Annotated in this window: 27 protein-coding genes; 11 read left to right on the top strand and 16 right to left on the bottom strand. The window is 69.1% G+C overall.

The window, feature by feature from the left end; all coding sequences use genetic code 11:
- Positions 1-2: 2 nt before the first annotated feature.
- The 10 genes from EDC29_RS07435 to surE all read right to left on the bottom strand — a co-directional run bounded on the left by EDC29_RS07435 (position 3) and on the right by surE (position 9,612).
- On the bottom strand, positions 3-521 hold the full coding sequence (locus tag EDC29_RS07435) for a FixH family protein (protein ID WP_123140102.1): 519 nt from the start codon (positions 519-521) through the stop codon (positions 3-5).
- A 39-nt stretch (positions 522-560) separates the two neighbouring features.
- The gene (gene ccoG, locus EDC29_RS07430) at positions 561-1,979 is read right to left on the bottom strand and encodes a cytochrome c oxidase accessory protein CcoG (protein ID WP_132229183.1); all 1,419 of its coding nucleotides are present in this window, start codon (positions 1,977-1,979) and stop codon (positions 561-563) included.
- Positions 1,980-2,113: 134 nt separating this feature from the next.
- Positions 2,114-3,028, bottom strand: coding sequence for a cytochrome-c oxidase, cbb3-type subunit III (gene ccoP / locus EDC29_RS07425; protein WP_123140101.1), 915 nt, complete (start codon positions 3,026-3,028; stop codon positions 2,114-2,116).
- Positions 3,015-3,239 (bottom strand): CcoQ/FixQ family Cbb3-type cytochrome c oxidase assembly chaperone, encoded by a 225-nt coding sequence (locus EDC29_RS07420; RefSeq protein ID WP_132229181.1) that lies wholly within the window; start codon positions 3,237-3,239, stop codon positions 3,015-3,017. The genes ccoP and EDC29_RS07420 overlap by 14 nt, the downstream gene beginning before the upstream one ends.
- Positions 3,232-3,978: a cytochrome-c oxidase, cbb3-type subunit II gene (gene ccoO, locus EDC29_RS07415; RefSeq protein WP_123140099.1), complete on the bottom strand. Its 747-nt coding sequence runs from the start codon at positions 3,976-3,978 to the stop codon at positions 3,232-3,234. Before ccoO ends, EDC29_RS07420 begins: the two co-directional genes overlap by 8 nt.
- 14 nt (positions 3,979-3,992) lie before the next feature.
- On the bottom strand, positions 3,993-5,426 hold the full coding sequence (gene ccoN / locus EDC29_RS07410) for a cytochrome-c oxidase, cbb3-type subunit I (protein WP_005222653.1): 1,434 nt from the start codon (positions 5,424-5,426) through the stop codon (positions 3,993-3,995).
- Positions 5,427-5,832: 406 nt separating this feature from the next.
- Positions 5,833-6,663, bottom strand: a complete 831-nt coding sequence (locus EDC29_RS07405) for an SEL1-like repeat protein (RefSeq protein WP_165913453.1) — start codon at positions 6,661-6,663, stop codon at positions 5,833-5,835.
- A gap of 197 nt (positions 6,664-6,860) precedes the next feature.
- Entirely contained in the window at positions 6,861-7,910 is a 1,050-nt protein-coding gene (gene rpoS / locus EDC29_RS07400) for an RNA polymerase sigma factor RpoS (protein ID WP_123140096.1), read from the bottom strand.
- A gap of 20 nt (positions 7,911-7,930) precedes the next feature.
- Entirely contained in the window at positions 7,931-8,788 is an 858-nt protein-coding gene (locus EDC29_RS07395; RefSeq protein WP_243695634.1) for a peptidoglycan DD-metalloendopeptidase family protein, read from the bottom strand.
- 71 nt (positions 8,789-8,859) lie between these two features.
- Entirely contained in the window at positions 8,860-9,612 is a 753-nt protein-coding gene (gene surE, locus EDC29_RS07390; protein WP_123140094.1) for a 5'/3'-nucleotidase SurE, read from the bottom strand.
- 248 nt (positions 9,613-9,860) lie between these two features.
- Between surE and EDC29_RS07385 the strand changes: the two genes are divergently transcribed.
- Together EDC29_RS07385 and lgt are read left to right on the top strand one after the other, a co-directional pair.
- Positions 9,861-10,418, top strand: a complete 558-nt coding sequence (locus EDC29_RS07385) for a Smr/MutS family protein (protein ID WP_132229179.1) — start codon at positions 9,861-9,863, stop codon at positions 10,416-10,418.
- 42 nt (positions 10,419-10,460) lie between these two features.
- The gene (gene lgt, locus EDC29_RS07380; protein ID WP_132229177.1) at positions 10,461-11,297 is read left to right on the top strand and encodes a prolipoprotein diacylglyceryl transferase; all 837 of its coding nucleotides are present in this window, start codon (positions 10,461-10,463) and stop codon (positions 11,295-11,297) included.
- Between the two features lie 121 nt (positions 11,298-11,418).
- Here lgt and rpsT read toward each other — a convergent pair whose 3' ends face one another.
- Positions 11,419-11,682 carry a 30S ribosomal protein S20 gene (rpsT, locus tag EDC29_RS07375; protein ID WP_123140091.1) on the bottom strand — a complete coding sequence of 88 codons (264 nt, stop codon included), beginning with the start codon at positions 11,680-11,682 and terminating at the stop codon, positions 11,419-11,421.
- Positions 11,683-11,832: 150 nt separating this feature from the next.
- On the opposite strand from rpsT, the gene murJ reads away from it, so the two are divergent.
- The 8 genes from murJ (at position 11,833) to EDC29_RS07330 (ending at position 19,414) form a co-directional block, all read left to right on the top strand.
- Positions 11,833-13,374, top strand: a complete 1,542-nt coding sequence (gene murJ / locus EDC29_RS07370; protein WP_123140090.1) for a murein biosynthesis integral membrane protein MurJ — start codon at positions 11,833-11,835, stop codon at positions 13,372-13,374.
- A 435-nt stretch (positions 13,375-13,809) separates the two neighbouring features.
- On the top strand, positions 13,810-14,754 hold the full coding sequence (gene ribF, locus EDC29_RS07360; protein ID WP_132229175.1) for a bifunctional riboflavin kinase/FAD synthetase: 945 nt from the start codon (positions 13,810-13,812) through the stop codon (positions 14,752-14,754).
- Positions 14,755-14,809: 55 nt separating this feature from the next.
- Positions 14,810-15,697, top strand: coding sequence for an alpha/beta fold hydrolase (locus tag EDC29_RS07355; RefSeq protein WP_123140088.1), 888 nt, complete (start codon positions 14,810-14,812; stop codon positions 15,695-15,697).
- 67 nt (positions 15,698-15,764) lie between these two features.
- A complete protein-coding gene (locus tag EDC29_RS07350) occupies positions 15,765-16,172 on the top strand; it encodes a DUF2177 family protein (RefSeq protein WP_123142224.1) in 408 nt (135 codons plus the stop codon).
- 106 nt (positions 16,173-16,278) lie between these two features.
- Complete coding sequence (locus tag EDC29_RS07345) at positions 16,279-16,560, top strand: FeoA family protein (RefSeq protein ID WP_123140086.1); 282 nt, start codon at positions 16,279-16,281, stop codon at positions 16,558-16,560.
- A gap of 53 nt (positions 16,561-16,613) precedes the next feature.
- Positions 16,614-16,847, top strand: a complete 234-nt coding sequence (locus EDC29_RS07340; protein WP_005222635.1) for a FeoA family protein — start codon at positions 16,614-16,616, stop codon at positions 16,845-16,847.
- On the top strand, positions 16,844-19,177 hold the full coding sequence (gene feoB, locus EDC29_RS07335; protein ID WP_123140085.1) for a Fe(2+) transporter permease subunit FeoB: 2,334 nt from the start codon (positions 16,844-16,846) through the stop codon (positions 19,175-19,177). Before EDC29_RS07340 ends, feoB begins: the two co-directional genes overlap by 4 nt.
- Before the next feature lie 18 nt (positions 19,178-19,195).
- Positions 19,196-19,414, top strand: a complete 219-nt coding sequence (locus tag EDC29_RS07330; RefSeq protein ID WP_062274077.1) for a FeoC-like transcriptional regulator — start codon at positions 19,196-19,198, stop codon at positions 19,412-19,414.
- Positions 19,415-19,814: 400 nt separating this feature from the next.
- Here the strand turns inward: EDC29_RS07330 and EDC29_RS07325 are convergent, their stop codons facing one another.
- Positions 19,815-20,321, bottom strand: coding sequence for a hypothetical protein (locus tag EDC29_RS07325; RefSeq protein WP_242466070.1), 507 nt, complete (start codon positions 20,319-20,321; stop codon positions 19,815-19,817).
- 123 nt (positions 20,322-20,444) lie between these two features.
- Between EDC29_RS07325 and EDC29_RS17620 the strand changes: the two genes are divergently transcribed.
- A complete protein-coding gene (locus tag EDC29_RS17620) occupies positions 20,445-20,576 on the top strand; it encodes a hypothetical protein (RefSeq protein WP_255419368.1) in 132 nt (43 codons plus the stop codon).
- A 4-nt stretch (positions 20,577-20,580) separates the two neighbouring features.
- Here EDC29_RS17620 and EDC29_RS07320 read toward each other — a convergent pair whose 3' ends face one another.
- Genes EDC29_RS07320 through cbiQ form a run of 4 tightly spaced genes read right to left on the bottom strand, consistent with a single transcriptional unit; the run spans position 20,581 to position 24,257 of the window.
- Positions 20,581-21,615 carry an MlaD family protein gene (locus tag EDC29_RS07320; RefSeq protein WP_132229173.1) on the bottom strand — a complete coding sequence of 345 codons (1,035 nt, stop codon included), beginning with the start codon at positions 21,613-21,615 and terminating at the stop codon, positions 20,581-20,583.
- Positions 21,612-22,364, bottom strand: coding sequence for an ABC transporter ATP-binding protein (locus EDC29_RS07315; protein WP_132229171.1), 753 nt, complete (start codon positions 22,362-22,364; stop codon positions 21,612-21,614). The genes EDC29_RS07320 and EDC29_RS07315 overlap by 4 nt, the downstream gene beginning before the upstream one ends.
- Positions 22,361-23,524, bottom strand: coding sequence for an ABC transporter permease (locus tag EDC29_RS07310; RefSeq protein WP_123140082.1), 1,164 nt, complete (start codon positions 23,522-23,524; stop codon positions 22,361-22,363). Before EDC29_RS07310 ends, EDC29_RS07315 begins: the two co-directional genes overlap by 4 nt.
- On the bottom strand, positions 23,517-24,257 hold the full coding sequence (cbiQ, locus tag EDC29_RS07305) for a cobalt ECF transporter T component CbiQ (RefSeq protein WP_123140081.1): 741 nt from the start codon (positions 24,255-24,257) through the stop codon (positions 23,517-23,519). Before cbiQ ends, EDC29_RS07310 begins: the two co-directional genes overlap by 8 nt.
- Between the last annotated feature and the right edge of the window lie 2 nt (positions 24,258-24,259).

Below are 24,259 nucleotides of genomic sequence, written 5' to 3'. Positions count from 1 at the left end.
CGTCAGCGCGTGCCGACCTCGAGACGCTGGTCGAGGCTGTACTCGTCCTCGCCGTGACCCACGGCGATCAGGGTGTCCCAGACCCCGGGCAGCGGGAAGGCGACCTCGGCGACATAGCGCCCCGCGCCCTCGCGGCGCATCGGTACGCTGAAGTCGCGCGCGGCGTCGGCCGGGCGATAGGCGTGGAGGGTGACGGCGTCGGCCTCGACCGGCTGGCCGGCGCGATCGACCAGGAACAGCCGGATCGCCTCGACGCGCCCCGGCTGCAGCGGCGGGATGTCGGCCTGCATCACCCAACCCGGATCGCGCGCGCGACGCGAGACCAGGGTGCGCTCGTAGTCCTGACCGCGCTCGTAGTAGTCGGCGTTGACCAGACCGGGGTTGGTGGCGACGGCGAGATAGACCATCAGCAGGTTGACCAGCAACACCACCACGATCAGCCCGACCCAGGCGATCACCCAGGGGCTGCGCCAGGCCGGGAGGGGTTGCGCCGGATGGACGGCGCCCGACTGTATCGGCATCTTGACCTCCTCCGCACCCGTCGGGACGGGCACGGCAACTCAGGGCGCGGGGGCGATGAACACGCTCTCGCGCGCGGTGTCGAGCCGCTGGCCGTCGCGCCGGCGCGCCTCGGCATGGAAGACCACCGGCTGCTGCTCGGCGGCGAGCGCCGACTCCGGCACCCGCACGAACACCAGCGCCGGGGTCACCACCCCGGCGGCGGCCTGGATCGGCCGCTCCAGCCCGCTCACCTCGAGCCCGGGCGGTCCGCTCACCCGGATCTCGACGGCGAGCGGGTCCGGGGTCTTGTTGAGCAGTTTGAGGGTATAGCGGTTCTGGATCGAACCGTCGCTCAGACGCACGAACAGCGGCGCGCGCTCGTGCAGCACCTTGAGATCGAGCGCGGCGAGCGAGGCCAGACCGTAGACGATCCCGGCGAGCGCCAGGGTGAGGATGCCGCCATAGAGCCAGACCCGTGGGCGCAGTGCCAGGGGCCGGGTCGGTCGTCCCTCGAGTTCGTCGAGCGAGGCGTAGCGGATCAGTCCGCGCGCCTTACCGACCTTGTCCATCACCTGATCGCAGGCGTCGATGCACAGCGCGCAGGTGATGCAGCCCTCCTGCTGCCCCTGGCGGATGTCGACCCCGGTGGGACAGACCGCGACGCACTGGTTGCAGTCGATGCAGTCGCCCTGCCCGGCGGCGGCCTCGCCGCCCCGCCGCAGCCGTCCGCGCGGCTCGCCACGCCCGGTGTCATAGGCCGGCACCAGGGTGGTGGGATCGAGCATCACCCCCTGGATGCGCGCATAGGGACAGAGCCAGAAGCAGACCTGTTCGCGCAGGAAGCCGGCGAGCACATAGGTACCGGCGGTGAACAGGGCCACGGTGACATAGGCCGCAACCCCGGCCTCGCCGGTGAAGAAGGTCCGCCACAGCGTTGGCGCGTCGACGAACCAGGCGACGAAGCTGAAGCCGGTGAACCAGCCGATCACCAGCCACAGCAGGTGCTTGGGCAGGCGCGCCCGCAGCCTGACGGCGAACGGCGCCTGGTCGAGCCGACGGCGCGCCGCCGGCGGCCCCTCGAGGCGTTCCTCGATCCAGGTGAAGACATCGGTCCACACCGTCTGGAAGCAGAAGTACCCGCACCAGGCGCGCCCCACCACCGCCGTCACCACCGCCAGCAGGATGGCGAAGAACAGCAGCAGCAGCGACAGCATCCAGAAGTCCTGCGGCAGCACGGTGGCGCCGAACAGGTGGTACTGACGGTTGGGGATGTCGAAGAGCACCGCCTGACGACCGTCCCAGCGCACATAGGGTCCGAGGAAGAACACCAGCCAGACCGAGGCGGTGAGCCACTTGAAGGTGCGCCAGCGACCCGCCAGCCGCTTGGCGTGGATGGTCTCGCCGCCGGCGTTGACATGCCACTGCGCGGCCTCGGCGTACAGACCCTCGACCTCGGTGGCGCGATCTCGGCTACTCATCGACATCCCTCGGGGCGAGACCCCGCTGCGACGGGGCACGACCGCCCCGATTGATGCCCCACGACTCGGCGGTCAGGGGCAGCGTACCGGTCAGAGCATTGGGGCGCGGCACCCCGTGACCAAGCACCGGCGTCTCAGAGACCACCGCCGAGCAGGCGCACGTAGACCACCAGCTTCTTGATCTCCTGGGGATCGAGACGGCGGATCTCGACGTCCTCGACCCGCGCGGTCGGGCCGAAGGCGGGCATCACCGCCTCGCGGGTCTGCTCCACCCCGGACTGGTTGACGCCGTAGAGGATGGTATGACGCGCGCTCTCGTAGCCGCCGGGCTCGAAGCGCCAGATGCGGTCGGTGAGATCGGCCGCGCCGACGGTGATCACCTCGCCGCCGGGCAGCTCGGCGAGCACGCCGTTGGCCGTCGGTCCGTGACAGCCGCTGCAGCCCTTGGTCGAGAACAGCTGCCAACCGGCCTCGCTGCCCGGCTCGCCCTGACTCATCTCGACCGTCCAGCGCGCCAGGGTGTCGACCTCCTCGGCGCTGAGGATGTCCTGATGCGCCAGCATGTTGCCCTTGCGCCCCTGGGTGATGGTCTCGGTGAGCTTGGCGGTGCTGCCGCCATAGAGCCAGTCGTCGTCGGCGAGCACCGGATAGCCGGGGTTGCCCTGACCGCCGCTGCCGTGACAGGCGGCGCAGTTGTCGCCGAACAGCACCTTGGCCGAGGCCAGGGTGTACTGGGTGAGCCCGGGGTCGGCGAGGATCTCCTCGACCCCGAGCGCGCCGATGCGTGACTCGAACTCGGCGCGCCGCGCCTCGATCTGCGCCACCCCCCGCTCGTACTCCTCGATCTGGGTCCAGCCGAGGATGCCGGGGGTGGGCTCCTCGCCCACCGGCCAGCTCGGGTAGAGGATGGTGTAGCCGATCACCCACAGGATCGAGGTCCAGAAGCCGATCATCCACCAGCGCGGCGGCGGGTTCTGCAGCTCGCGCAGGTCGCTGTCCCAGATATGACCGGTGTTGTTCTCGCCGGGGAAGGGGTTATGGTCGGCCATCGCGCGCTCCCGTGCCTTCGTCGTCGTCGTCGTCGTCATCGAAGGGGATGTGCTTCATGGACTCGAGACGGTCGCGGTTCTTCGGGCGGAAGACCAGGAAGTAGGCCACCACCATCAGCACGAAGACCACCACGGTGAGGATGGTGCCGATCCAGTCGTTGACCGTCATCGCCTGCCAGTCGGTGTGGAAGTAATCGCTGAGGCTATTCACGGTAGGTCTTGGCCTCGTCGAGTGCGACCATGGTGCCGAGCACCTGCAGATAGGCCACCAGGGCGTCCATCTCGGTCTTGCCCTCGAGCAGCGCCGGGGCGGCCTCGATGTCGGCCTCGGTGTAGGGCACGCCGAGCGAGCGCAGCCCGCGCATGTGCCACTGGATCCGCCAGCCGCTGGGGTAGCGGGTATCGAGCCAGGGATAGCCGGGCATCACCGACTCGGGCACCACCGCACGCGGGTCGCGCAGGTGCTGGCGGTGCCAGGCGTCGGAGTACTTGCCGCCGACCCGCGCCAGGTCCGGCCCGGTGCGCTTGGAGCCCCACTGGAAGGGGTGGTCGAACATCGACTCGGAGGCGAGCGAGTAGTGACCGTAGCGCTCCTTCTCGTCGCGGAAGGGGCGCACCATCTGCGAGTGACAGGTGTAGCAGCCCTCGCGCTGGTAGATATCACGCCCGACCAGCTCCAGCGGGGTGTAGGGTCGCACCCCCTCGCCCGCGGTCCAGTTCCACTGCTCGCGCCCGTCGGCATCGACGGTGACGATCGGCGCCTCGCCGGCCTTGGCCCAGACGATCTCGGGGAAGCGCGCGTGCTCCATGGTGTTCTTCATGTAGAACAGCGGCACGATCTCCACCAGCCCGCCGACCGACAGCACCAGGGCGAGCACGATCAGCAGCCCCCAGATATTGACTTCCATCCACTCCTGGAAGCTCTTCGGCTTGGTCTTCTGCCTGCTCATGGGACAACTCCGGTTCAGGCCGGCGCCGGCAGCGCGCGGGCACGATCGAGATTGCCCTCGGCGAGCGACTTGCGCACGGTCATCAGCACGTTGAACAGCATGATCACGGCACCGAACAGGAAGATCATGCCGCCGGTGGCGCGCATCGCGTAATAGGGATGCATGGCGTCGACCGACTCGACGAAGGTGTAGGCGAGGGTCCCGTACTCGTCATAGGCGCGCCACATCAGCCCCTGCATGATCCCCGAGACCCACATCGCGACGATATAGATCACGGTGCCGATGGTGGCGGTCCAGAAGTGCAGGTTGATCAGCCGTATCGAGTACATCTCGGTGTGATAGAGCCGGGTCATCAGGTGGTAGATGGCGCCGATGGAGATACCGGCGACCCAGCCGAGCGCCCCGGAGTGGACGTGACCGATGGTCCAGTCGGTGTAGTGCGAGAGCGCGTTGACGGTCTTCAGCGACATCACCGGTCCCTCGAAGGTCGACATCGCGTAGAAGGCCAGGGCGATGATCAGGAAGCGCAGCACATAGTCGGTGCGCAACCGGTCCCAGGCCCCGGAGAGGGTCATCATGCCGTTCACCGCCCCGCCCCAGGAGGGGATGATCATGGCGATCGAGACCGCCGCACCGAGCGAGCCGGTCCAGTCGGGCAGCGCGGTGTACTGCAGATGATGGGCGCCGAGCCAGACGTAGCCGAACATCAGCGACCAGAAGTGGATCACCGAGAGGCGATAGGAGTAGACCGGACGACCGGCCTGCTTGGGCACGAAGTAATACATGATGCCGAGGAAGCCGGCGGTGAGATAGAAGCCGACGGCGTTGTGCCCCCACCACCACTGGATCATCGCGTCCTGCACCCCGGAGAAGATGGAGTAGGACTTGAACAGCCCGACCGGGATGGCGAGGCTGTTGACCACGTGGAGATAGACGATCATCACCATCATGCCGAGGAAGAACCAGTTCGACACATAGATGTGCGAGGTCTTGCGCCGGGCGATGGTCATGATGAAGTTGATGGTGAAGGCCAGCCACACCACCGCGATGAGGATGTCGATCGGCCACTCCAGCTCGGCGTACTCCTTCGACTGGGTCAGCCCCAGCGGCAGGGTGATCACCGCCAGCAGGATCACCAGGTTCCAGCCCCAGAAGGTGAAGCGCGCCAGCCGCGGACTCCACAACCGCACCCCGCAGGTGCGTTGCACGGTGTAGAAGGCGGTGGCCATCAGGGTACAGCCGCCGAAGGCGAAGATGACGGCGTTGGTGTGGAGCGGGCGCAGCCGCCCGAAGGAGAGATAGGGGGAGTCGAAGTTCAGCGCCGGCCAGGCGAGCTCGGAGGCGATGTAGACCCCGACGGCGGCACCGACGACCAGATAGACCACGGCCATGACCGTGAACCAGCGTACGACGTCGAGGTCGTATTTCTGCTCCAGATTGGCATCCATAACGGCTCCTCTGGACACGACGATGGATGAGCCGGGAAGCGCCGCATCCGTGACGACTCCCGAGGTGCGAACGCGCACCACCCTGCTCGGGCGTCCCGGCGATGCCACCGATCACGCCCCGACGGTCGACTCGAAACCGATCCATCCGCTGCCGTCGGCCCCGACACCGCCGGGCAAATAACACTGGATCCGCGCCCCAAAGTCAACCAAAACGCTCAGGTAATTCCCACCGCCGTCCTCCAAGCGCTGGCAGCGGCGAGCGCGGTTGCAAGACTGCCGCCGCGAACCGGGCGGGAGCGGGATCACACACGGAGAAGTTGCGTCCATCCCGGCATGCGCACAAGGGCGGCGCGACGGATCGGGGAGCACCGCTCGTCGGCAAGGGCGCAAGCGATGGCGCCGAGGACTAGAAGCCGAGCGGCAGTGGCTGGACGGGGCCGGTGGGGTGTGGCAGGTCGCGATCGATATGGCGCGAACGATCCTGGGCGCGATTGACCTCCTCGGTCGAGAGCATGCGGCGCAGCCGGTCACGATCGATCTCGGCATGGGGATCGCCGCGCGCCGAGGCGAGATTCAGCCAGACATAGGCCTCGACCAGGTTCTTCTCGACACCACGACCGGTACGCAGCATCCGCCCCAGTCGCGCCATCGCCTGGGGATTACCCTGGGCGGCGGCGCGCCGATACCAGGCGAGCGCCAACTCGTAGTCCTGGATCACCCCGCGTCCCTTCTCGTAGAGTCCGCCCATCACCAACTGGGCGCGCACGTGCCCCTGTTCGGCGGCCTTGGCGACCCACTCGGCGGCCTCGCCGAGACGACGCTGCTCGCCACGCTCCCAGTGCCGCTGCACGATCGCCAACCCCAGCTGGTACTGCGCCTCGGCATCGCCGGACTCGGCCGCTGCCAGCAGTTCGGGATTGGCGTAGGGAAGCGAAAAACCATAGGGCTCGGGCGCCAGGACGGCCAGCACCGGGTCCTCCGACGCGGGGCGCTCACGTTCGACCGCGCCGCCATCGGGCTGGCGCAGCGCCGCCCACACCCCCGCGCCCCCGATCACCGCCAGGGCGATGCCAGCCATCGCCCACTGCTGGATGAGCAGGTAGTCGGTACTCAGGAAGCGCGCACCACAGTCACAGCAGCGAAACCAGGATCGAAACCAGGGGCGTGCCCTCCGCCCACCGGACTGCAAGCGCGACTTGCGGGTGTTGTAGCTTCCACACTGCGGACACTGTTCCATGACGACGACACCGGGAGAAACTGGAGCGGGAGCAACACGAATCAACGACGCGGCGACAACGAAGATCGTCCGTTCACGCAGTGGCCACGCAGCGCCAAGGCCCAATATTCCACATCGGTGCAGCAAACACAAAGGCATGCGACAAGACGCAGGGCATGTCGCAACCGTCACGAAAAGTGCTCAATGCACGAGGAACACTATTTGAAAAACGCGTCGACCGAGAACCCTTCCTTCTCGAGGATGTCACGCAGCCGGCGCAACGCGTCCATCTGGATCTGACGCACCCGCTCACGGGTCACACCGAGCTCCTGGGCGACGCTCTCCAGGGTCGAGTGCTCATAGCCGTGCAGCCCGAAACGGCGCTCGACGACCTCGCGCTGCTTGTCGTTGAGCTTGCCCAGCCAGTGCTCCAGATTGGTCTGGATATCGGTGTCCTGGATGCGTTCGGTGGGGTCGTCGGCGCCCTCGTCCTGGAGCATGTCGACGAGCGGTTTGTCGGCATCCTTGCTGAAGGGGGTATCGACCGAGGCGATGCGCTCGTTGAGCCCGAGCATGCGCTTGACCTCGGTGATCGGACGATCGAGCAGCTCGGCGATGTCCTCGGTGGTCGGCTCGTGATCGAGCTGCTGGGCGAGCTGGCGTGCGGCCTTGAGATAGACGTTGATCTCCTTGACCACATGAATCGGCAGGCGCACGGTGCGGGTTTGATTCATGATCGCCCGCTCGATGGTCTGACGGATCCACCAGGTCGCGTAGGTCGAGAAGCGAAAGCCACGCTCGGGGTCGAACTTCTCGACCGCGCGGATCAACCCGAGGTTGCCCTCCTCGATGAGGTCGAGCAGCGGCAGACCGCGATTGAGATAGCGCCGGGCGATCTTCACCACCAGCCGCAGGTTGCTCACGATCATCCGCTGACGCGCGGCATTGTCTCCGGCCTGCGCCAGGCGCGCGTAGTGCACCTCTTCCTCGGCGGTGAGCAGCTTCGAGCCGCCGATCTCGTTCAGATAGAGCCGGGTGGCGTCGAAGTCGGCGTCACTCGATGGCAGGCGGGCGGTCGTCGCACTGCGCGCCCGTTCGCCCGCCCCGTCGCTGTCACCATCGTTTTCAGCGTCGCTCTGATCGACAGTGTCAGAGTCGCGACCCTCTTCCTGACCATCCTCGTCGTCACGCTCATAGCCCGAGACCGGGACATCGTCCTCGGTCGCGTTGGGGTTGTCGTGGGCCTGTCGACCTTTGGCGGTTGGCATCCACCTCTCCCTCCGTTGAATCAACGGGGTTGTTTACGCACGGGCAAGTAGAGTACCGGATCGACAGCCGTGCCGTGGCGGCGAATCTCGAAATGCAACAGATAGGCGCCATCCGGGGACTGTCCGATCTCGGCCAGGGGCTGGCCGCGCTTGACCTGCGCCCCTTCCTTGACGAACAGCTTGCGGTTGAATCCGTACGCGCTCAGATACTTCTCGCTGTGCTTGACGATGATAAGGTTGCCGTATCCCTTGAGTCCACTACCGCTGTAGACCACCTTGCCGGGTGCCGCGGCACGCACCTGCAGACCCACGCGACCACCGATGCGGATCCCCTGGCGGGTGCGGTCGGCGTTGCGGAAGTCCTGCACCACGGGACCGTCGATCGGCCACTCCCAGTCCACCCCGGAAGCGGCCCGACGACTCCCCGGCGCGCCCGCCGGGCTGGTGTCGACGCGCGCGACCACCGGCCTGGACGACGACGGCCGACGGGGCGGTGTCGTCGCCTTGTCGGCGCCGGCGTGCTGCGTCACGGCGCGTGCCGGAGGACCGGAACGGGCCCGTGCACCGGTTGGGGGGTCGATCCGCAACAGGGTCCCGGCATAGATGGTGTAAGGCGCCTCGAGTCGGTTCCACTCGGCCAGGGCGCGCAGCCGCTGGCCGCGTCGCGCGGCGATCTCGCCGAGGGTGTCGCCGGGGCGCACCAGATAGAAGCCGTCGGGAACCGGACCCTGCCAGTCCCAGTCATAGACCGGCGCCGGCCCGGTCGAGCCGCAACCACCGAGCCCGAGCGCCGAGACCAGCGCCAGCAGCACCAGCCACCCGACCCCGGAGCGCCTGCTCGGGGTACGGTCGGGGGCCATTCCTCGGGGACAAGTCACCACAGTGTCGCCTCCAGTCATCCTTCAATGGGTGTCGACGCGCGATAGACAAGGGGTGGGGCGACAGACGCTCAACGGCGTTCGCCGTCCAGCCATCGATCAAGGGTCTCGAGCGCACTGTGTCGGGTCAGGTCGACCTGCAGCGGCGTGATCGAGACGAAGCCATTGCGCACGGCATGGAAATCGGTGCCGACGCCCGCGTCCTGCTCCGGGCCGGCCGGCCCCACCCAGTAGATGGTCCGTCCGCGCGGATCCTGCGCGGCGACCACCGGCTCGGCCTTGTGACGCTGCCCCAGACGCGTCGCGCGAAAGCCGGCGAGCGACTCATAGGGCAGATCCGGCACATTGACGTTGAGGATCAGGTTCGGTTCGAGCGGCCGCTCGCGCAGTCGCGACACCAGCTCGACGGCGACCCGCGCGGCGCTGTCGAGATGACGCGGCGCATGCACCGCGCTCGACACCGCGATCGCCGGCAGCCCGAGGAAGCGTCCCTCGGTCGCGGCGGCGACGGTGCCGGAGTAGATCACGTCGTCACCCAGGTTGGGGCCGTGATTGATCCCGGCAACCACGATATCGGGCTCGATCTCGGGCAGCCCGGTGAGCGCCAGATGCACGCAGTCGGTCGGCGTGCCGTCGACACTCATGTAGCCGTTGGGCCGGCGCCTGACGCGCAGCGGGACGTCGAGCGTCAGCGAATTGCTGGCGCCGCTGCGATCGCGTTCGGGCGCCACCACGTGCACGGTGCCGAGCGCGCGCAGCCCCTCGGCCAATGCCACCAGTCCGGGTGACTGATAACCATCGTCGTTGCTGACCAGGATCTTCATGCGTTGGTTGTCTGTCGATTACTGAGATGGATGCGGACAGGCTGACGGGGCACGCCAGCGTCGGCGCCGACGCCCCCGGAGACGCGGACAGGGACCGGGTGACAGAGCGGCAGGATGAGCGCAGATCATACGCAAAAGGCGCGGCGCCGACACCCGTGCCCCGGCGCGTGCCCCTGATATACTGCCCCGCGCCTGGCCACGGCCATCCTCATTCAATGCCCAGGACAACCCACAGCCCGGACCCCCGCATGAAGAGACAGATCGAGCAAGCCGATGTGGAGCTGTTCCTGCAAACGGTCGGCGAGGTCACCCGGCTGGAGATCGAGACGCCACCACCGAGCGAGCGGCGCCGACCGCCGCCCGTGCCGCGCCCGCGCGAACCCGAGCTCGATGATCCGGAACCCATCGCGGGACTCTCCGAGGTCAATCTCGAGACCCCGGAGTACCTGCTGTTCTCGCGCCCCGGAATCCAGCGCAGGGTGCTCGGCGAGCTGCAGCGCGGCGCCATCGAGGTCGGGCTCGAGGTCGACCTGCACGGCCTCAACGCCACCTACGCCAAGGCGCTGCTCGGCGACTTCCTCGCCGAGTGCGGACATCGCCGGATCCGTTGCGCGCGCATCATCCACGGCAAGGGCTACCGTTCATCGGGCAACCAGCCGGTGCTCAAGCAGAAGCTCAACTACTGGCTGCGGCTCTACGATCAGGTCCTCGCCTTCTGCTCGGCGACGCGACGCGACGGCGGTACCGGCGCGCTCTACGTGCTGCTGCGCAACCCCGACAAGTCGCGCCGTCAGCAGCGCCGCTGAGCATTCATCCAACCGCCATCCCCGAGTGAGACCATCGCCCTCATGCTGACCTACCCCGACATCGATCCCGTCGCCCTCGCCCTCGGCCCGCTCCAGATCCACTGGTACGGCCTGATGTACCTGCTCGGCTTCGCCGCCGCCTGGGGGCTGGGACGCTGGCGTGCCGCCCGTCCCGGCAGCGGCTGGAGCGGGGTCATGGTCGACGACCTGATCTTCTACGGGGTGATCGGAGTGATCCTCGGCGGGCGGCTCGGCTACATGCTGTTCTACGGGCTCGACCAGGTAGCCGCCGACCCGCTGGCCCTGCTCCGGGTCTGGGAGGGCGGCATGTCCTTCCACGGCGGGCTGCTCGGGGTGCTGATCGCCACCGCGCTGTTCTCGCGCCGCCAGGGCCTGACCTTCTTCCAGGCCACCGACTTCCTCGCCCCGCTGGTGCCGCTGGGACTACTCGCCGGGCGGATCGGCAACTTCATCAACGGCGAACTCTGGGGACACCGCACCAATCTGCCCTGGGGGATTCAGCTGCCCTGCGAGCAGTTCCCCCGCCAGTGCCTCGATCAGCCGGCCACCACGCTGTTGAGCCCGGCGGTGCACGCCTCGCAGCTCTACGAGGCGCTGCTCGAGGGGCTGGTGCTATTCGTCGTGCTGTGGCTGTTCTCCAGCCGGCCGCGCCCGACCATGGCCGTCTCCGGGCTGTTTCTGGTCGGCTACGGGGCGGCGCGCTTCAGTGTCGAGTTCGTGCGCTTGCCAGACGCCCATCTCGGCTATCTCGCCTTCGGCTGGTTGACCATGGGCCAGCTGCTCACCCTGCCGATGATCCTCGCCGGGGCCTTGCTGCTGGCGCTTGCCTATCGGCGCCCGACCGGCGAGCGGGCCTGATGGGGTACGCCCGAGGTCCGGACTGCGCGCCCGGAGCGGGCGCCGGAGCGCCGGGACGCGGACACAAAAAAACCGGCCAGTGGCCGGTTTTTTCGGTGCCGGAAGCGGTTGCTTCGACGGATCAGCCCATCGCCTTGATGTGTGCGTTCAGGCGGCTCTTGTGACGAGCGGCCTTGTTGGCGTGGATCAGACCCTTGCGGGCGGCACGATCGATACGGGGAGCGGCGTCTTGGAAGGCCTGGACGGCTGCTTCCTTGTCGCCCGCCTTGATGGCCTTGATCACCTTCTTGACGAAGGTGCGCAACGTGCTGCGCTGCGCCATGTTGCTCTGGCGGCGGGTTTCGGCCTGACGGGCGCGCTTGCGGGCTTGTGCTGAGTTGGCCAACGGGGGTCTCCTGGAAATCCGGCGAATTGATCTTAAGAGCGGATAAAGACCGAGCATTCTTCCGCCATCTCTGTCCATTGTCAAGGACCTTGATGCGCTAAATGCTTCTTGCGCCATTATAATGTGCGATTTCACGAGGAGTCCCGCCAGGTGTCATCGCTCTCCGGTTCAGCACTCGTGGTCGGCGGCAACACCCTGCTCTCGCGCATCCTCGGCTTCGTCCGCGATCTGGTGATCGCCCGTGCCTTCGGCGCCGACGCCACCACCGATGCCTTCTTCGTCGCCTTCAAGATCCCCAACTTCCTCCGCCGGCTGTTCGCCGAGGGCGCCTTCGCCGCAGCCCTGGTACCGGCACTGGAGGAACGCCGTCGCCACGGCGGGCGCGCCGGCCTGACACGACTCGTCGACGAACTCGCCGGCACCCTGGGGCTGCTGCTGGTGCTCTTCACCGCGCTCGGTACCCTCGTCGCGCCGCTGTTGATCCTGCTCTTCGCCCCCGGCTTCGGCGCGGACACCGACCAGCTCGCCCTCGCCGCCGAGCTGCTGCGCCTGACCCTGCCCTATGTGCTGCTGATCAGCCTCACCGCGCTGGCCGGTGCGGTGCTCAACTGTCACGAGCGCTTCGCCGTACCCGCCTTCACCCCGGTGCTGCTCAACCTGGCGCTGATCGGCGCGGCGCTGTTGCTCGCCCCCCGACTCGAGCGTCCGGTGCTCGCGCTGGCCTGGGGGGTCTTGCTCGGCGGTGCCGCACAGCTCGCGCTGCAGCTCCCCGCGCTCGCCCGGCTCGGCCTGCTGCCACGCCCGCGTCTCGCCCTCGACTCGCCGGTGGTGCGGCGCATCCTGCGCCGCCTGGGACCGGCGCTGCTCGGCGTCTCGGTGGTCCAGCTCAGCCTGCTGCTCGACACCCTGCTCGCCTCCTTCCTCACCCCGGGCAGCATCTCCTGGCTCTATTACGCCGAACGGCTGATGGAGTTCCCGCTCGGGCTGCTCGCCGCCGCGCTCGGGGTGGTCATCCTGCCCCGACTCACCCGTGGCAGCGGCGCGGCAAGCGCACGACGCTTCTCCGCCACCCTCGACTGGGGACTGCGCTGGACGCTGCTGCTCGGACTGCCGGCGGCGGTGGGGCTCGCGGTGCTCGCCGAGGGGCTGATCGCCACCCTGTTCCAGTCCGGCGCCTTCGGCGACACCGATGTCACCCACGCCGCCAGGGCGCTGAGCGCCTATGCACTCGGCCTGCTCGCCTTCATCGCGATCAAGGTGCTCGCCCCCGGCTGCTATGCCCGCCACGACACCCGCACCCCGGTACGGATCGCGTTGATCGCCCTCGGGATCAACCTGGTGCTCGACCTCGCGCTGATGGGGCCGCTCGGACACGCCGGACTGGCGCTGGCCACCACCCTAGCGGCCCTGCTCAACGCCCTGCTGCTGCTGCGCGCGCTGAGACGCGACGGCAGTTACCGCCCGCGCCCGGGCTGGCCCGCGCTCGGCGCCGCGGTGCTCGGCGCCAGCCTGGCGATGGCCGGGATGTTGCACTGGGCGCTCGGCACACTCGACTGGGGCGCGCTCGCCCCCTGGGACCGGGCCTGGCACCTCGGCGGCGCCATCCTCGCCGGCGCCACCCTCTACGCCGCCCTCGTCCTCCTCGCCGGCGTGCGTCCGCGCCACCTCGCCGCCCCCGAGCGACGGCGCTGACACCAGCGGCCAGCGGATTGAACCGCAAAGCCGCAAAGCCGCAAAGCACGCGAAGGGAGAGGAAGGATCAATCGATGATCATGGCGGTCACCCTTCCCCTCCGGCGGCTGGGGGCTGGGGGCTGATCGCTGGCGGCTATAACCGACAGGCCGGATGCCGATGCGCGCGGTCTTCGCTTGGTCACTCATCCCAGCCTACGTCTCACCCCCTTGGCGTCCTTGGCGCCTTTGTGGTTCGATCCTTCGCTGGCGGCTGGCAGCTGGCAGCTGGCAGCTGGCGGCTGGCGGCTGGCGGCTGGCGGCTGGCGGCTGGCGGCTGGCGGCTGGCGGCTGGCGGCTGGCGGCTGGCGGCTGGCGGCTGAGCCTCTCACGCCCCATCGTCGTCCCACGACGCGTATACTCAGCACCTTTGCCCATTGTTCCCTGCACTGCTGCCATGAGGCTTATCCGCGGTCTTCACAACCTGCGTCCCGGCGACCGGGGCTGTGTCGCCACCATCGGCAACTTCGACGGCGTCCACCTCGGACACCGCAGCATCTTCCAGCGTCTGCTCGAACAGGGGCGCGCGCTCGGGCTGCCGGCGACCGTGATCACCTTCGAGCCGCAGCCGCTCGAGTGCTTCGCGCCGGAGACCGCGCCGGCGCGGCTCACCCGGCTGCGCGAGAAGCTCGCGGCGATCGCCCACTGCGGCATCGAGCGGGTGATGGTGCTCGGCTTCGGCCCCAGGCTCGCGGCGATGCCGGCCGAGCGCTTCGTGCACGAGCTGCTGATCGAGGGGCTGGGGGTCAATCACCTGCTCGTCGGCGACGACTTCCGCTTCGGTCACGGTCGCGCGGGCGACTTCGCGCTGCTCCGGCGCATGGGCGCGGCACACGGCTTCAGCCTGGAGAACCTCCATACCGTGACCCACGCCGAGGAGCGCATCAGCAGCACCCGGGTACGCGAGGCGCTCGCCCGAGGCGATCTCGAGCAGGCCGAGCACCTGCTCGGGCGGCCCTATCGCATCGCCGGACGGGTCGGGCACGGCGACAAGCGCGGACGCACCATCGGCTTCCCCACCGCCAACATCGACCTGCACCGCCGGGTCAGCCCGCTGCACGGCGTCTACGCGGTGCGGATGCACGGACTCGGCCCCGCGCCCCGCCCCGGGGTCGCCAACATCGGCACCCGCCCCACGGTCGACGGGCGCGCCCATCAGCTCGAGGTCCATCTGTTCGACTTCGCCGCCGACATCTACGGGCGTCAGGTCGAGGTCGAGTTCTGTCTCAAGCTGCGCGACGAGCAGCGCTTCGCCTCCTTCGAGGCGCTCAAGCACCAGATCCAGCTCGACGCGGACGCCGCGCGCGCCTATCTCGGCCGCACCCCGGCGCCCGCCCCCTGACCCCCCGAGCGGCCACGGCGCCGCCCGCAACCCCGAGAGCGAGAGCATCATCGTCATGGATCCAATCGCCCCCACCGACCCGGCCGCCGACACCGCCCGGTTCATCGACTGCAACGGCTTCCGTCTCCACTACCGCCGTCTCGGCGACGGCCCCCGGCTGTTGCTGCTGTTGCACGGCAGCTTCCTCAGCCTGCGCTCCTGGCGCGCGGTGATGGCGCCGCTGGCCGAGGCCGGCTACACCGTGGTCGCCTTCGACCGCCCCGCCTTCGGCGCCAGCTCCAAACCGCTGCCCGGCGCCGACGGCCAACCCGGCTACAGTGCCCACGACCAGAGCGCGCTGATCGCTGCGCTGATCCCGGCGCTCGGCTTCGAGCGCGCGGTGCTGGTGGGCAACTCCACCGGCGGCACCCTGGCGCTGATGACCGCGCTCGAACACCCCGAGCGGGTCGAGGCGCTGGCGCTGGTCGACGCGATGATCCTCAGCGGTTACGCCACCAGCGAGATCCCCGGCTTCGTCAAGCCGCTGATGCGCGCCCTCACGCCCTTCTTCTCCTGGCTGATGGGCCGACTGATCGCACGGCTCTACGACAAGGCGATCCGCGCCTTCTGGTACCGCCCCGAGCGGCTCGACCCCGAGGTGCTCGCCGCCTTCCGCGCCGACATGATGCAGGGCCCCTGGCCGCGCGCCTTCTGGGAGCTGTTCCTCGCCACCCGCAAGCTCGGGCTCGAACCCCGACTCGCCGGGGTCACGCCGCCCACGCTCGTGGTCACCGGCGCCCACGACCAGACGGTCAAGGTCGCCGAGAGCGAGCGCATCGCCGCGGCCATCCCCGGCGCCCGGCTTGAAGTCATCGCCGACAGCGGCCACCTGCCACACGAGGAGTCGCCACAGGCCTTCGTCGCGACCCTCACCGACTTCCTGCAGACACTGCCGGAACACTGATCGAGGCCGAGGCCGGGGGCTGCCTCCCGGCATCGACGAAGGCCCATCATCACCCCGGGAGCGCGTCATGGGTCCGTGGTTCGTCATCAAGCTCTATCTGCTCACCTTCACGGTCTTCATGGCCATCGACCTGCTGTGGCTGGGGGTGGTCGCGCGCGGCTTCTACCGCGCTCAGCTCGCTCATCTGCTCGCCGACACCACCCGCTGGCCGGCGGCCATCGCCTTCTATCTCATCTATGTCGCCGGCATCCTGGTGATGGCGATCCTCCCCGGCGTGGAGGCGGGCTCGCTCGACAGGACCCTGTTGCTGGCCGCCGGCTTCGGCTTCTTCACCTACATCACCTACGAGCTGACCAACATGGCCACGCTGCCCGATTGGCCGCTACGCCTGGTGCTGGTCGACACCCTGTGGGGCGTGGTGCTGTGCACCCTGGTCGGCGCCGCCGGCTTCTATCTCGCCCGGCTGCTCGGCTGATCGGCGCGGAGACCGTCCGAACCCCGTCATTGAGAACGATTTGCAATAAAGCAGCCGGAGGAATATGCTGCGAATCATTCTTATTGACGCACGAGGCGGCACCCGCATGCACATGGCACCGACTTCGCTCCCCCTTCAGCAGCAGTCCCCGCACCCCTCCTATCCGCTCACCATGGCCGACAACGACACCCTGGTGCGGGTCTGCAACCTACTGGGCGGTCGCCAGTTGGTGCGCCGACTCACCGAGCTCGGGCTCAACCAGGGTGCCGAACTGCGTGTCGTCCAGCGCCAGGGCGGCGGTCTGATCGTCGCCCGCGGCGAGACCCGGATCGCACTCGGCGGCGGCATGGCCGCCAAGATCCTGGTCACCGACGCCGCCACCGCCTGAGCCTCGACCCCTCACGCCGTCCGCACTCCACTGCAACCGCTCAAGACGTCACCATGAACACGACCCTGAAAGACCTCGTCGTCGGAGACCACGGGGCCGTCCGCGGCTATCGCCCGGGCGCCGATGCCTACCGCCGCAAGCTGCTGTCGATGGGACTGACCCCGGGGGCCGCCCTGGAGGTGGTCCGGGTGGCCCCGATGGGCGATCCCGTGGAGGTGCGGGTGCGCGGCACCCGCGTGACCCTGCGCCGCGAGGAGGCAGCCATCCTGGAGGTCGAGCGGGCATGACGACATCAACGACGCACAGCATCGGGGTCATCGGCAATCCCAACTGCGGCAAGACCACCCTGTTCAACGCGCTGACCGGCTCGCGTCAGCGCGTCGGCAACTGGCCCGGGGTGACGGTCGAACGCAAGACCGGTCACTTCCGTTTCGAGGGGGCCGACTACACCCTCATCGACCTGCCCGGCACCTACTCGCTGGATGTCAGCGAGGGCGCGGTCTCGCTCGACGAGCGCATCGCCCGCGACTTCGTCCACGCCCGCGAGGCCGACCTGATCCTCAACATCGTCGACGTCGCCAGCCTCGAGCGTAACCTCTATCTCACCACCCAACTGCTGGAGATGGAGCGACCGATGGTGGTCGCGCTCAACATGATGGACGTCGCCGCCGAACGCGGGCTGCGGGTCGACGCCGCCGCACTGGCCGAGCGCCTCGGCTGTCCGGTGGTGCCGATCGTGGCGACCACCGGCGACGGGCTCAACGCCCTGCGTGCGGCGCTGCAACAGGCCGTCGAGCACCCGCCGATCCCGCAGGCGCGGATCGACTACGCCCCGGCGCTCGAGCGCGTGATCGAGCAGTTGCACGAGCGCATCGAGCCGATCGCCAGCAGGCACGGCGATCCGGCGCGCTGGTTGACCACCCGTCTGCTCGAAGGCGATGACCTCGCCCGCGAGCTGATCGGCGACACCGTGCCCGCGCACGAGGTCGCCGCGCTGCTCGGCGAGGACGCCGAGCAGATCGACATCCTCATCGCCGACGCCCGCTACGGCTTCGCCCACGCCGTCACCCAGGCCTCGCTGACACAGAGCGGCGAGATGCCGCGCAGCCTCTCCGACCGCATCGACCGGGTGATCCTCAACCGCGCCCTGGGCATCCCGATCTTCCTCGCGGTGATGTACCTGATGTTCATGTTCACCATCAACATCGGCGGGGCCTTCATCGACTTCTTCGACATCGCCGCCGGCACCCTCTTCGTCGACGGCGTGGCGCACCTGCTCGCCGGTCTCGGCACTCCGGAGTGGGCGGTCCTCGGGCTGGCCGACGGCATCGGCGGCGGTATCCAGGTGGTGGCCACCTTCATCCCGGTGATCGCCTTCCTCTATCTGTTCATGTCGGTGCTGGAGGACTCGGGCTACATGGCGCGGGCGGCCTTCGTCATGGACCGCTTCATGCGCTCGATCGGACTGCCCGGCAAGTCCTTCGTGCCGCTGCTCGTCGGCTTCGGCTGCAACGTGCCGGCGATCATGGCCGCGCGCACCCTGGAGCAGCCGCGCGACCGCATCCTCACCGTACTGATGGCACCCTTCATGTCCTGCGGCGCGCGGCTGCCGGTCTATGCCCTGTTCGCCGCCGCCTTCTTCCCGGTCGGCGGTCAGAACGTCGTCTTCGGACTCTATCTGATCGGCATCCTCGCCGCCGTGCTCACCGGCTTCCTGCTCAAGCGCACCCTGCTCGAGGGCCAGGCGATGCCCTTCGTGATGGAGCTGCCGCCCTATCACCTGCCGACCCTCGGCGGCGTGCTGCGCCGCACCTGGGAGCGCACCAGCGGTTTCATGTTCCGCGCCGGCAAGGTGATCGTGCCGATGGTGCTGGTGCTCAACGTGCTCAACAGCCTCGGCACCGACGGCAGCGTCGGCAACGAGGACAGCGACAGCTCGATGCTCGCCGAGATCGGTCGCACCATCGCTCCGGCCTTCTCGCCGATGGGTCTCGACGCCGAGAACTGGCCGGCCACCGTCGGCATCTTCACCGGCGTGCTCGCCAAGGAAGCGGTGGTCGGCACCCTGGACGCCACCTACTCGGCGCTCGGCGCCGACCCCGAGGCGAGCGACGAGGAGGCCGCGCCCTACGACCTCGGCGCCGGTCTCACCGAGGCGCTCGCCACCATCCCGGCGGCACTGGGCGATGCGCTCGGCACCTGGTCCGACCCGCTCGGCGTCGGCATCGGCGAGGTCAGCGACCCCGAACTGGCCGCTGCCGAGCAGGAGGTCACCAGCGCCACCTTCGGCGCCATGCACGAGCGTTTCGACGGCGCCGCCGGGGCCTTCGCCTATCTGCTGTTCATCCTGCTCTATTTCCCCTGCGTGGCCGCCATCGGCGCCATCGCCCGCGAGACCAGTGGCGGCTGGGCGCTGTTCGCCGCCCTCTGGACCACCGGCCTGGGGTATGTGAGCGCGACCATCTTCTACCAGGCAGCCATCTTCGCCCGCGACCCGGTCAGCTCGTCGATCTGGATCGGCATCATGACCGCGCTCTTCCTCGCCACCGTGCTGGGGATGCGCTGGTGGTCGCGACGTGACCCGGCACTCGCCACGCCGGCGCGCGACCCGGCCTGAACCGACGGAGGGACACCCATGATCATGTCCGATCTCACCAGTCATCTGCGCACCCAGGGGCGCGCCGCGCTGCGCGACCTCTCCTACCGGTTCGATACCGACCCCGAGGCGCTGCGCGGCATGCTCGAGCTGCTCGAACGCAAGGGCCGGGTGCGCAAGCTGCCCGGCGGCACCCCCTGCAGCGGCTGCTGCAGCTGCGACCCGACCGCGATCGAACTCTACGAATGGGTCGGCTGAACCCGACCTGACCACCCGCGGTCGACCGCCACAGGGACGTGGCGACCGCACCGGGCCTGGCCACCACCAGGCCCCCGAGTTCTCCCTGCGCCGCTCGCATCCCTCGGGGTCGGGCGGCGTTCCTTTTGCAGCTACCAGCTACCAGCTACCAGCTACCAGCTATCAGCTATCAGAGGAACGGAACCGCAAAGGCGCGAAGGGGGCAAAGGGGAATAAGCCGCCAGCCGTCAGCGATCAGCCGCCAGTGGGTGCGGACCCGCGCCGCCTGTGGCCTCACGCCGACATCACACGTCACTCACTTTGCGTGCTTCGCGGCTTTGCGGTTGAATCCTGGCGGCTGGCGGCTGGCGGCTGGCGGCTGGCGGCTGGCGGCTGGCGGCTGGCGGCTGGCGGCTGAAGGCTAACGCCGGGTCTCGAAGCGGAAGGGGGCGACGAGCAGGCCGTCCGCGGTCTCGAGCAGCACCCGCGCCTCCCAGCGCATCAGGGTGCGCGCACAGACCGGGAGCATGGCCTCGCCAGCGAAACGCGACGCGCCGATGGGGTCGAGTTGCGCGCGGTTATAGCCCATCTCCATGTCGACGCCGACGAAGTCGACCGCTACCGCGCCGACCTCGCGCCCCTCGACCTCCACCCGCAGCCGCAAGGGCGTGACCAGTGGGATGGGGTCGCGCGGTGCTACCGCCAGACGGACCTCGCCACCGCCGGGAAGGGCCTGCGTGCAGTCGCGGCTGGCGAGATCGCAACGCGGATCGGGATCGGCCCAGCGTGCATCGGCACCGAGACCACTCAGCAGTCCACGCCCCCCCAGCCAGGCGGCCGGCAGCGCGACCAGCACCGCGACGATCGTCCAGATCAGGATCGGGCGGGCGCGCCGGCGTCCATCCCTGGTCCCCCCGGAGTCGGTCATGGCAAGCCTCCATCGAGATGGGTTCAAAATATTAGTGCATTCTTATATTATTGACTCGACCGATCCACGCCAGGGACGGTGAGATTCTTCGATGCGATCCACCACCAACCCAGGAGCCGTAACATGGGTATTCTCGGAGCCTTGGCACTCGCCGCCGTCCTCTTCGGCGGGGTCCAGACCACACTCGCGCCCCAGTCACCCCAGACCCAGGACATCCAGGCGCAGGCCGTCACCACGCCCGCGTCACCGGACTGAGCACTCACTTGCCGCGCAGCAACGCCTCGGGGTGGCGCTCCAGATAGTCGGCCAGCTCGCGCAGCGCACGCGCCGAGCGCGTCAGCTCGGCGAGCGCGCGGTCGAGTCGCACGCGGGTGCCACGCCCATCCTCGACCAGTCCATCGAGATGACGCAACGTCTGGCTGGCCTGCCCCAGGGTGCTGCGCACGGCACCGGAGAGCGGTCCGACCTCGGCCTCGAGCGTCTCGGCCAGCCGGGTCAGGGCCGCGCTGGTCTCACCGATACGGGTGGCCACCGGCACCACCTCGCCATCGATACGCCGCGCCAGGCGCTCATAGGCGACCAGGGTCTGGTCGAGCCGTCCGACGAGCGGCGGCAGCCGCCGCTCCAGGGTCTCGGCCAGGGCGCGGATTCTGGTCAGGGTGGCGTCGAGATTGCCCATCAGTGCGCCGGCCTCGTCCGAGCCGAGCAAGGTGCCGAGACCGCGCAAGGCAGCGCTCGCCTCATCGACCAGCTCGTCCAGACGCAGGTTCCCCAGCATCTCGCCGAGTTGATCGCGGATTGCCGGCAGCGCCGGCACCACCACATCGTCCCCGCCCGCGGCGGCAGCCACCGCGGGAACCTCGTCGACCAGCGCCGGATCGAGGTTCAACGCGACCACGTACTGACCGGTGACGAAGCTCAGCGACTCGAGCCGGGCATGCAGCCCGCGCCGCGCCACCAGCTCGCGCAGCACCACGCGCGCATCACGCGGCTCGGTACCCTGACTGATACGCACCCGCTCGGGCCAGACCTCGTAGCGCACCGGGATGCGCACCGCACCGTCGCTGGGTGAGAAGTCCAGCTCGATGGCGGTCACCTGCCCCACCGTCACCCCCTGGAACTGCACCTCGGCGCCGACCGACAGCCCCTGCACCGAGCCGGGGAAATAGGTCAGCAGGCCGACCCGCTCACGGAACAGCGCGCCGCCGCCGAAGAGGATCAGCGCCAACACCAACAGCGCCAGCGCGCCGAGCACGAAGGCGCCGATCAGGGTGGGGCTGGCGCGACGACTCATGCCACCCCCCGGCGCAGGAAGGCGCGCACCCGCGCATCGGCGGCATGATCGCGCAACCAGCGCGGGTCACCGGTGGTGAGCATGGTGCCGCGCTCGACATCGAGGAAGACCGCCTCGTCGGCGATGGCGAAGATGCTCGCCAGGTCATGGGTGACCACCACCATGGTGGTGCCGAGACTGTGCTTGAGTTCGACGATCAGCTCGTCGAGCAGGCGTGCGCTCAGTGGATCGAGCCCCGCCGAGGGCTCGTCGAAGAACAGCACCTCGGGGTCGAGCGCCATCGCCCGCGCCACCCCGGCGCGCTTGCGCATGCCGCCGCTGATCTCGGCCGGATAGAGCGCCCCGCACCCGCCCAGCCCGACCAGCGCGAGCTTGTAGTCGACCAGCTCACGGACCTGGCGCGGTCCGAGGTCGGTGTACTGCTGCAACGGCAAGGCCACATTCTCCTCCAGCGTCATCGAACTCCACAGCGCCCCGCCCTGATACATCACCCCGTGACGGCGGATGCGACGCGCGCGCGCCGCCGGCAAGACCTCCCAGAACGACTCGCCGTCGAACAGGATACGCCCGGCCAGCGGCGCCAACAGCCCGGTCATGGCGCGCATCAGCGTACTCTTGCCGCAACCGCTCCCGCCCATGATCACGAAGATGTCGCCGCGCCGGATCTCCAGGTCGAGATCACGCTGCACCGCGCGCCCGCCATAGCCGACGCTCAGCCCCTCGAGACGGATCTGCGCCCGCGCGCTCACAGCCCCACCGCGTCGAACAGCACCGTCAGCACCGCCGCGGCGATGACGATGTGGAGGATCGCGGTGACCACCGCCGAGGTGGTGGTGGCGCCCACCGCCGCCGCGTCGCGCCCGCTCTGCATCCCCCGCAGACAGCCGGAGACGGCGACCACCGCGCCATAGACCCCGGCGCTGATCAGACCCTGGACGAAGTGGTTCCAGCCCACCGCCTGGACGGTCTGCACCGCGTACTCGGTGGGGTTGATGCCACCGACCACGGCGGCGGCGAAGGCGCCGCCGAGGATGCCCATGAGATCGGCATAGAGCGCGAGCAGCGGGGTCATCGCGATCAGCGCGAGCAGCCTGGGCAGCACCAGGAACTCGACCGGGTCGATCCCCAGGGTGCGCAGCGCGTCGATCTCCTCGTTGGCCTGCATGCTGCCGAGCTGGGCGGCGAAGGCCGCGCCGGTACGTCCGGCGAGCACGATGGCGGTGACCAGGGCGCCGATCTGCATCACCACCGCCAGCCCCACCAGGTCGGCGACATAGATGCGCGCGCCGAAGCGCGCCAGCTGCTGATCGCCGATATACCCGAGGATCAGCCCGACCAGGAAGCTCACCAGGCTGACGATCGGCAGCGCCTCGGCGCCGACCTGCTGGACGATCAGCCAGAACTCGGCGCGTCTGAAGCGCGCCCGCCCCCGCGCCAGTCGCCCCAGCGCCAGCACCACCTCGCCGACGAAGGCGAAGAGCGCCCCGCTCGCACGCGACGCGTCGATCACCCGCCTGCCGAGCCGGGCCAGCGGGCGCACGCGCGGGCGCGCATCGATGGGAGGCGCGGACTGCAGGGGCACCGCCTCGGCCAGCGTCAGCAGCGCGCCGACCCCCTCGGGTAGTCCTGCAGGCGCCAGTTCGATGTCGTGCGCCCGGCAGTGCGCGCGCACCGCCAGCAGCAGACTCGGCAGGCTCGAGTCCCAGCCCCCGAGACCAGTGGTGTCGAAGGCCAGCTCACTCACCTGCGCGCGCGCAAGACGCGCCACCACCACCTCGGCCGCTGGCGGGGCGCCGGCCAGCCGCCACTCGCCGGAGAGACGCAACACCGCGCGCGCGCCCGTTCCCACCAGCTCGGCGCGTGCCGGCGGCGAGCCGGCGCGCGCGCTCACGCCATCCCCTTCAACCATGCTCCAGCACCATCAACACCGCCAGCAGCAGCGCAAACCCGACCGCGAACCCGAGATCAGCGCCACGCAGCGGCGCCAGTTCGGGTAGCGGCATGCGCCCGGCATAACCTCGACAGCGCATCGCCGCTCCCACCCGCTCGGCGCGCTCGAGCGCGCGCACCAACAGCATCCCGACGAGGAAACCATAGCTGGTCAAAGTATGAAGATCGCTGCGTGGACGAAAGGCACGGGCGCGCATCGCCGCGCGCAACCGCGTCTGCTCGCGCGCGAGCACATCGAGATAGCGCGCGCTGAGCAGCAGCAACTCGATCAGCGCACCGGGCACCCGCAGGGCGCGCAGCGCCGCGCCGAGCCCGTCCGCGCCGACCCCGGCGAGCAGCGCCAACGTCACCAGCGCCACCGCGCTGGCGCGCGCGGCGATCACCCCGGCGAGGGTCAGTCCCTGCTCGCTGAGCACCAACCCACCGCCCTGCCACAGCGGCTGCCCCGGAACGGTGAAGGGCAACAGCCCGAGGGTGAGCAGCATCAAGCCCTCGAAGACCAGCACCAGGCGCACCAGACGGCGCGGCGCGATGCCCGCCCACCGTGTCAGCAGCACGCCGGCGAGCAAGGCAGCAGACAGCGCCGCCCAGCCCTCCAGCCCCACCACCACCAGCGCCCAGCCCAGACAGCAGAGCAGCCGCACCCGAGGATCGGGCCCGCGCGACGCGGCACCGGCACGGCTCCCCGGCATCG

Source organism: Marichromatium gracile (assembly GCF_004343155.1).
Taxonomy (GTDB): Bacteria; Pseudomonadota; Gammaproteobacteria; order Chromatiales; family Chromatiaceae; genus Marichromatium; species Marichromatium gracile.
This window is presented reverse-complemented; position numbering and strand designations above follow the sequence as displayed.